Source organism: Thioclava sp. F34-6 (assembly GCF_002213235.1).
GTDB classification, from domain to species: Bacteria; Pseudomonadota; Alphaproteobacteria; order Rhodobacterales; family Rhodobacteraceae; genus Thioclava; species Thioclava nitratireducens.
In genome coordinates this window covers 1-6,807 of the sequence record NZ_NBOA01000023.1, presented here as the reverse complement: position 1 = coordinate 6,807, position 6,807 = coordinate 1, and the positions used below count along the sequence as shown (strand labels likewise).

General features: G+C 60.0%; 5 protein-coding genes and 1 tRNA gene. 5 read left to right on the top strand and 1 reads right to left on the bottom strand.

All coding sequences use genetic code 11. From position 1 onward, the window contains the following. The first annotated feature begins 970 nt into the window (after positions 1-970). From B6V72_RS18745 to B6V72_RS18725, 5 genes are all read left to right on the top strand, one after another. On the top strand, positions 971-1,819 hold the full coding sequence (locus B6V72_RS18745; protein WP_146696236.1) for a hypothetical protein: 849 nt from the start codon (positions 971-973) through the stop codon (positions 1,817-1,819). 199 nt (positions 1,820-2,018) lie between these two features. After that, positions 2,019-2,228 (top strand): helix-turn-helix domain-containing protein, encoded by a 210-nt coding sequence (locus B6V72_RS18740; RefSeq protein WP_088736350.1) that lies wholly within the window; start codon positions 2,019-2,021, stop codon positions 2,226-2,228. A gap of 165 nt (positions 2,229-2,393) precedes the next feature. Beyond that, positions 2,394-4,097 carry a site-specific integrase gene (locus B6V72_RS18735; protein WP_088736349.1) on the top strand — a complete coding sequence of 568 codons (1,704 nt, stop codon included), beginning with the start codon at positions 2,394-2,396 and terminating at the stop codon, positions 4,095-4,097. Further along, positions 4,094-5,137 carry a tyrosine-type recombinase/integrase gene (locus B6V72_RS18730; protein WP_088736348.1) on the top strand — a complete coding sequence of 348 codons (1,044 nt, stop codon included), beginning with the start codon at positions 4,094-4,096 and terminating at the stop codon, positions 5,135-5,137. The genes B6V72_RS18735 and B6V72_RS18730 overlap by 4 nt, the downstream gene beginning before the upstream one ends. Beyond that, positions 5,134-6,774 (top strand): recombinase family protein, encoded by a 1,641-nt coding sequence (locus B6V72_RS18725; RefSeq protein WP_088736352.1) that lies wholly within the window; start codon positions 5,134-5,136, stop codon positions 6,772-6,774. The genes B6V72_RS18730 and B6V72_RS18725 overlap by 4 nt, the downstream gene beginning before the upstream one ends. Here B6V72_RS18725 and B6V72_RS18720 read toward each other — a convergent pair. Further along, a tRNA-Met gene (locus B6V72_RS18720) sits at positions 6,731-6,807 on the bottom strand. The two genes, B6V72_RS18725 and B6V72_RS18720, sit on opposite strands and share 44 nt — an antisense overlap.

The following is a 6,807-nucleotide window of genomic DNA, read 5'->3' as shown; positions in this document are numbered from 1 at the left end:
CCACTCCTCTTCCAGCCAAGGAAGCGTAGCGGAAAACTCCAGCTTCAAACGGTCCAGTTTCCGGGGATCAGATCAAAGACATGGCGTTTGCGCACAAGAGGTCGAGAACCCCCAATATCAACATTTCTTAGGCGGGACCATCTTTAAGCACCGCACTCCGTCCTCGTTGACCCGATCGTGCAAACGCAGTGGCGAAGTTCGCGTTGAATTTCTGGTGACCCAAATGTCTACATGCCTCATGGCAATATCCGGCCCCCGCTCCTTCCCCCCGTCATGCAGGGGAAGGCCCTTCGGTTTCAGATCCGTATCCGCACGATGCCTTGTATCGGAGGCCAGCCGCTTCCCCGCAGGCTTCTCACCTGCCCCGTCTTGGCCGATTTGGCCTCGGCGGTCCCCGATCCGTCACATCGCGCCTCATGCTCGATTTCACCGGCCGGTGGGTATCATCGTCGTGTTTCTGCGCAGGACCAGAAGGAGCCGCCTCTGCGCGGGGTGGGGTAGTCCCCGGATCGTATTCCCGTCATTTGTGGCCGGTAGCCGGGCGGACCGTGGTCGCTACTTTTTTTGCGCTGTGCGCACGGGGAAGCAGTGAGTGTAAACCAGGTGTCGGTGAGAACGGAGGATCCCACCCGATTCCTGATTGTCTGGATTTGCGTTCGATTTGCCCAAGTGTCTTGATTGGGTTTCAGGCGCAGGCATTCAATAACTTGTAAATCGGTGCTCGGGTCGGCGGGTCAGACTCTGACAGAAACAAATTATTTGAAATTAAAGTTATCAGGGGGTTGAGCAGACGGTCGCTATCACAGGTGCTGCCATCTGGGCTGAATTATAGACTCGTTTTTTTAAGAGTGAACCGGACCCGATGAAGGCAACCGATTTCAAACCGCCCTCGGCATTGTTGCCAAGTCCGAAGTGCTGTTAAAGTTCGCCTGTCCAGTCATCCCAACTCATCAAAGCAGACGGAGGCACAATGGCACCGGGAAAGACACCGACACATTCGACGTCGAACTCTTCCGCGGCTAGTCAGAGTACTTCATACGAGGCCTCTGATGATTATTCAATATGGCTGCATTTCGATGGGATAAACACATCTGCGCCATGGCGACTTGGGTCATATGGTGATGACGGAGCCTTATCAGACTCTGATTTGTTAGAATTGGCCGACCGTTTCGACCTGTCCACCGACTTGCTTCAGACTCTGTCTCGGCAGTTGGGATACTGTCTTGACGTAGACTCTGAAGTCAACTTGGTGCGGATCAAACGCTCGAAAGCAATCGAGCGCGCAGATAAAGAACTTTCAAAGGCGGCAAAACTTGCAACAGATATTCAAATTGCTGCTGAGAAACTATCCGAACTGCTCGCCCCTTTGGATGATCAGTTCGCGCAAAACAAAGATGATGCAGCCGTGCTACTTGCCGCAAAAGCAAAGGCCAAGGAACTGCGCAACACAGTCGCGGCGACAATCGCCACAATAACGACAGTCCAAGAGACCCCAGGCGCTGCTGCTGTGATGGTCCCCTTTAACAAGATCTATGTGTGGGACAAGCGCCGGCAATACGTCATCGAGACTTGCTGCTACGCTTGGACGGAAGCAGGCAGGACGGTGACATATTCCTCACAAGAACGTACCAAGAAGGGCACCAATCGCGGAGGGCCCTTCATCGACTTTTTGCAGTCAGTTGCCATCAAGTTGACCGATCCTCCACGAGAGTTAAGTCCAGAAACAATCAGAAAAGATATTGATCGGTTCAAGAAGCGTTCGGCCGAGCCAGACGAGTTAACGACGCCTCCTGATCGCGGTATTGATGCTATCGGGTAGGCGACCAATCAAGACACTTTCCAAGATTTCTCGGGATGTGGGCACGGTGTTTCCATGCCCCGCGTCCCCACCCCTTCCTCCACCCCTGATTCCGCCGAAGCGCAGACTGACGCTGCTGTAATGCGGCTGGTTGATCTGTTTGCGCGGCAGGCTGCGCGGGAGTTGGCGGCGGACGCTTCATATAGCATGGAGACGCCCGATGCCGCAGAACCCGAACAAGAAGTCTAACCAGCCGCGCCATCTTCTGACGGTGAAGCAGGTGGCGGAACTGGACAATTGTTCCGAGAAGACGGTGCGCCGCGCGATCGCGGCGGGCCTCTTGGAAGTGGTGCGTGTGGGCCCCGGCGGGCGTCTTTTGCGCATCGATCCCGCGGCCCACGCGGCCTACCGTGCAGTGTCGCGCTGGTAGCCACCGACGGCCAGCAATGTCCATTTATGTCAATATCTTAGAGGACAATCGGGAACAGTCCAAACCCGCTAGTTTTTGACTAATCGTGTTATCCTTTTCCCGAATCGGGCACCCTGTCCTGCCCTGTCCACCCGAGACCACAGCTGACCGAAGGAAGCGTCCCCGATGACCTTACAGAGCCAAAAACAGCTCGACCTCGCCTTCATTCCCGAAGACACGCCGATGTTCTCCGACTTGATCGTGATGTTGGAAGCAATCGAGGACCTCTCCGGGACGCGCCGCCGCGATATGATCTCCGGCCTCAACCGCGTCGCCAAGGCGCTTGGCCGCCCGCCTCAGGACGTCCCCTGCTTCGGACGCTGGCTGCAACCGCGGCTCGCAAAGATTTCCCCTGCAGCGCTGAACCTCACCCCCAAGAGTTGGCAGAATGCCGTGAGCGACGCGCGCGCCGCGATGGCACATGTCGGTATCGTGGAGCGGCGTTCTAGCCGCATCTACGACTTGACCGGAGAATGGCAACACCTGTGGAAGATCGTGCTTGGAGCCAAGGATCCCACCCTGCCGCGGGCGCTTCGCCGCTTCGTGTTTTTCCTGAGCAACCGGGGCACCCTTCCTGCGGAGGTATGTGAGGAGGACGCGGACGCCTATCTTGAGGCGCTGACCCACAATGAGATCAGTAAGAACCCCGATGTTCCTTACCGCGCGGCTGTGAACAGTTGGAACCTGGCAGTCAAACGCATCCCCGAGTGGCCCCGCACCACCTTGTCTCTCCCCTCGCGCCAGAACGTCATCAAACTTGATGAATCTGCCCTGCCCCAGAGCTTCATCACGGATCTCGACGCACTTATGGCGCGCCTCGCGACGCCGGACCCTCTTGCAAATGACGGCCGCACACGGGCCCTGCGCCCGGTCACGCTCAAGCAATACCGCCGCCAACTCATCCGCTTTGCTTCCGAGCTCGTGCATTCCGGCGTTTCCCCTGAGACGCTGACCAGCCTCGACGTCCTTCTCGACCCGAAGATGGCGGAACGTGGCTTGCGTCAAATGCTTTCGCGCACGGAGAACTCGACGACGAAGATGATCAGCGAAGTGGCCGCCCTCCTGCGCAACCTTGGCAAAATCACAGGCCAGTCGGAGGACGTGAAGAAGAGCCTCAAAGGGCTAGCGGGCAAGGTGTCAACCAAGCCGCAGCGGGGGATCACCCGCAAGAACCGGGATCGCCTGCGCGTGCTTCAGGATGAACGCCGGGCGCAACGTCTCCTCAACCTTCCCGAACACCTATTCAACCAGTCGCCGCGCACGGGGACGCGTCTCTTTCCGCGTGCATTGGCCCGCGAGGATGCCCTCGCGATCGCGATCCTTCTTTACTGCCCTATCCGGATCCGGAACTTGGCGGGCATCCATCTCGAGCAGCACCTACAACGTCCCGGCGATGGCCGCGTATTTCTAGTGTTGACCGAGGACGAGGTGAAGAACGGCCAACCGCTCGAGTTTGAGCTCCCGCGCGAGGTCGTCCGCATGATCGACAAGCATCTCGCCACCCGATCCCCCGAACTCTGCCCGCCGAGCACGCCTTGGTTATTTCCGCGTCGCGATGGATTGGGACCGGTTGATACAGGGCAGCTCGCCTCACGTATCACGCGACGTATCCGCAAGGAGACGGGGCTCGAGATGAATGCGCATCTTTTCCGTCATTTCGCGGTCATGAACTGGCTCGATGCCAGCCCCGGATCCTACGAGGCCGCCCGCCGCCTGCTTGGCCATTCCGCGGTGAGTCATACCATCAACATGTATTCCGGCCTCGAGAACAGGGCTGCTACTAAGGCCTTCGCCGAACTCGTCGACCGCAAGAAAGGCCCTCGCAAATGAGCCTCGTTCTTCCCACTGAAGACTGGCCTGAAGCAGATTGGGCCATGTGGACCGCGCTGCGCGCTCAAGGCGGACCTCTCGACGATCGTGGCGCCCTCGCGCATCTGCGCGCCACTTCCCTTAAGACATTGCGCATAAGATATGGCCGCTGGTTGGGATGGCTCTCGCGCACAGAACCCGATGCCTTGAGCTTGTCACCCACAGAGCGTGCAGACTTGCCGCGCCTTGAAGCCTGGCTCGAGGATTTGGCGCATACCGCGCCGATGACCCGGTTGATGTTTGTCGAGGGCGTCATCCGTGTCCTCAGCGCCGCTGCACCAGATGCGGACTGGGTCATGCATCGCCGCTTGCGCGGAGCTTTGAAGCGTGACGCCGGTCGCGGCGATCCCGCCCGCAAGCGTGGCCGCATCGTTTCCACAAAAGTGCTGCTTGAGGCTGGCCTGCGCCACGCGGGGCCGCACGCCGACGCAGCGGCGACTCCCCTCGAGGCAATGAAGCGGCGCCGGGACGGGACGATGATCGCGCTGCTGGCCTTGATGCCGATGCGCCGTCGATCCTTCTGCGAGCTCACGCTCGGGCAATCGGTTCTCCTCATGGAGGACGAGATCATCATTTCGCTTTCCGAGGAGATGACCAAAACGGGAGTGGCTTGGGAGGCCCCCGTTCCGCCACAGGTCGAGCCCGTCTTGCGTCGCTATATCGAGGATGTCCGCCCCTACCTGATGGCGCGTGGCAATCAGGACCACGCCCGCCTCTGGGTGGGCAAGAAGGGTGAGGTTATCGGCCAGAACCACTTGGGCTCGCGCATTAGCGATCTTACACTGCAACTCACCGGAAAGAGGATTCCGCCGCATTTCTTCCGCGATGCCGCGGCGACGACGCTGGCGCGGCTCTCGCCCGACGCCGCCCGTCTGATCCGCCCGGTCTTGGGGCATGCGGGGTTCCAAACGGCCGAACGCCATTACATCCATGCCAAGACTATCGAGGCCGGCCGCGATTACGCCGCGCTCGTCAAAAGCCTGAAGGGACGCAAATCATGACCCGAGTTGCCATTTACGCTCGCTTCTCAACCCAGATGCAGCGCGAAGCCTCGATCGAAGACCAGGTTCGCCTCTGCAATGAACGCGCCATTCGCGACGACTGGACGGTAGGCGAGGTATTTTCCGATATGGCGCTTTCGGGCGCGACCATCCTGCGCCCGGGGCTGCAGAGCCTCCTGGAGCAAGCGGGCCGCGGGACCTTCGACATCGTGCTCGCCGAAGCGCTCGATCGCCTCAGCCGCGACCAGGCCGATGTCGCGACGCTCTACAAGAGGCTCACATTCCATGGAGTGAAGATCGTGACACTGGCCGAGGGCGAGGTCAGCGAGTTGCATGTGGGCCTCAAGGGCACAATGAACCAGCTCTTCCTCAAGGATCTCGCAGCCAAAACCCGCCGCGGCCTGCGCGGCCGCGTCGAGAGCGGGCACTCCGGTGGCGGCAATAGCTATGGGTATGACGTGGTGCGCCGGCTTGGGCCAGACGGCCTGCCGGTTACAGGAGAGAGAACAATCAACCCCACTGAGGCCGAGATCATCCAGCGCATTTTCAAAGAGTTCAGCGAAGGCCATTCGCCCAAAGCCATCGCCAAGGGCCTGAACGCGGACCATGTCCCCGGCCCGCGTGGCGCGCTCTGGCGTGATACCGCGATCCGTGGCCATCGTATGCGGGGCACGGGGCTTCTCAATAACGAGCTCTATATCGGGCGCCTCGTTTGGAACAGGCTGCGCTACATGAAAGATCCCGAGACTGGCAAACGCGTTTCGCGGCGCAACCCGCCGGAGGAATGGATCATCAAGGATGTCCCGAAGCTGCGGATTATCGACGACAACCTCTGGGAAGCGGCGAAGCGCCGGCAGGGCGAGATCGATGCCGAGCCCCGTGTACAGGCGATCCGAGCATCAAGGTTCTGGGAGAAGAAGCGCAAGGTCCATTTGCTGACGGGTCTTCTGCGCTGCGGCTGCTGCGGGGGTGGCTTCGCGGCCGTGGGCAAGGATTACCTCGCCTGCTCGGCAGCACGCAAGCTCGGAACCTGCACGCAGAGCCGCTCGTTCAAGCGCGGAGAGCTTGAGGCCCTTGTGCTCGACCTGCTCCGCGAGCGCTTGATGCAGCCCACAGCGGTCGCCGCCTTCTTTGCCGCCTACGGTAAAGAGGTGAATGCTGGACGCTCGGAGGAGACCGCCAAACGCGCGCGCCTTGAGGCTGAACTCGCACAGCTCACGCGTCGGTTGGAAGGTCTCTACGAGGCCATTTCTGACGGGCTGCGCACCGCCGGGCTCATGGCGAAACTCGAAGACCTGGAAGCGCGCAAGATCTCCGTCGAGGGCGAACTGGCAGCGCCTCAACCTTCGCCTGTGCGTCTTCACCCGGGGCTAAGCGAGATTTATCGACGCAAGGTTACGGACCTCGCACAGACGCTTTCCGACCCTGCAATCCGCATGGCAGCGCTTGAGACCATCCGAGGCCTCATCAACTCGGTGACAATACATGTCACGGGAGAGAAGGTGAGGGTCGAACTCGAGGGCGCCATCACGGCACTTATTGGACTTGCCCAGCCTGAAGCTGCGCAGCGTCTTGATCCGAGTTCGGTAGAAGTGGTTGCGGGAGTAGGATTTGAACCTACGACCTTCAGGTTATGAGCCTGACGAGCTACCGGGCTGCTCCATCCCGCG

Excerpts from the sequence above, each read along its gene's own strand:
- B6V72_RS18740 (WP_088736350.1), top strand. The coding sequence starts at position 2,019 with ATGCCGCAGAACCCGAACAAGAAGTCTAACCAGCCGCGCCATCTTCTG.
- B6V72_RS18735 (WP_088736349.1), top strand. The coding sequence starts at position 2,394 with ATGACCTTACAGAGCCAAAAACAGCTCGACCTCGCCTTCATTCCCGAA.
- B6V72_RS18725 (WP_088736352.1), top strand. The coding sequence starts at position 5,134 with ATGACCCGAGTTGCCATTTACGCTCGCTTCTCAACCCAGATGCAGCGC.
- B6V72_RS18745 (WP_146696236.1), top strand. The coding sequence starts at position 971 with ATGGCACCGGGAAAGACACCGACACATTCGACGTCGAACTCTTCCGCG.
- B6V72_RS18730 (WP_088736348.1), top strand. The coding sequence starts at position 4,094 with ATGAGCCTCGTTCTTCCCACTGAAGACTGGCCTGAAGCAGATTGGGCC.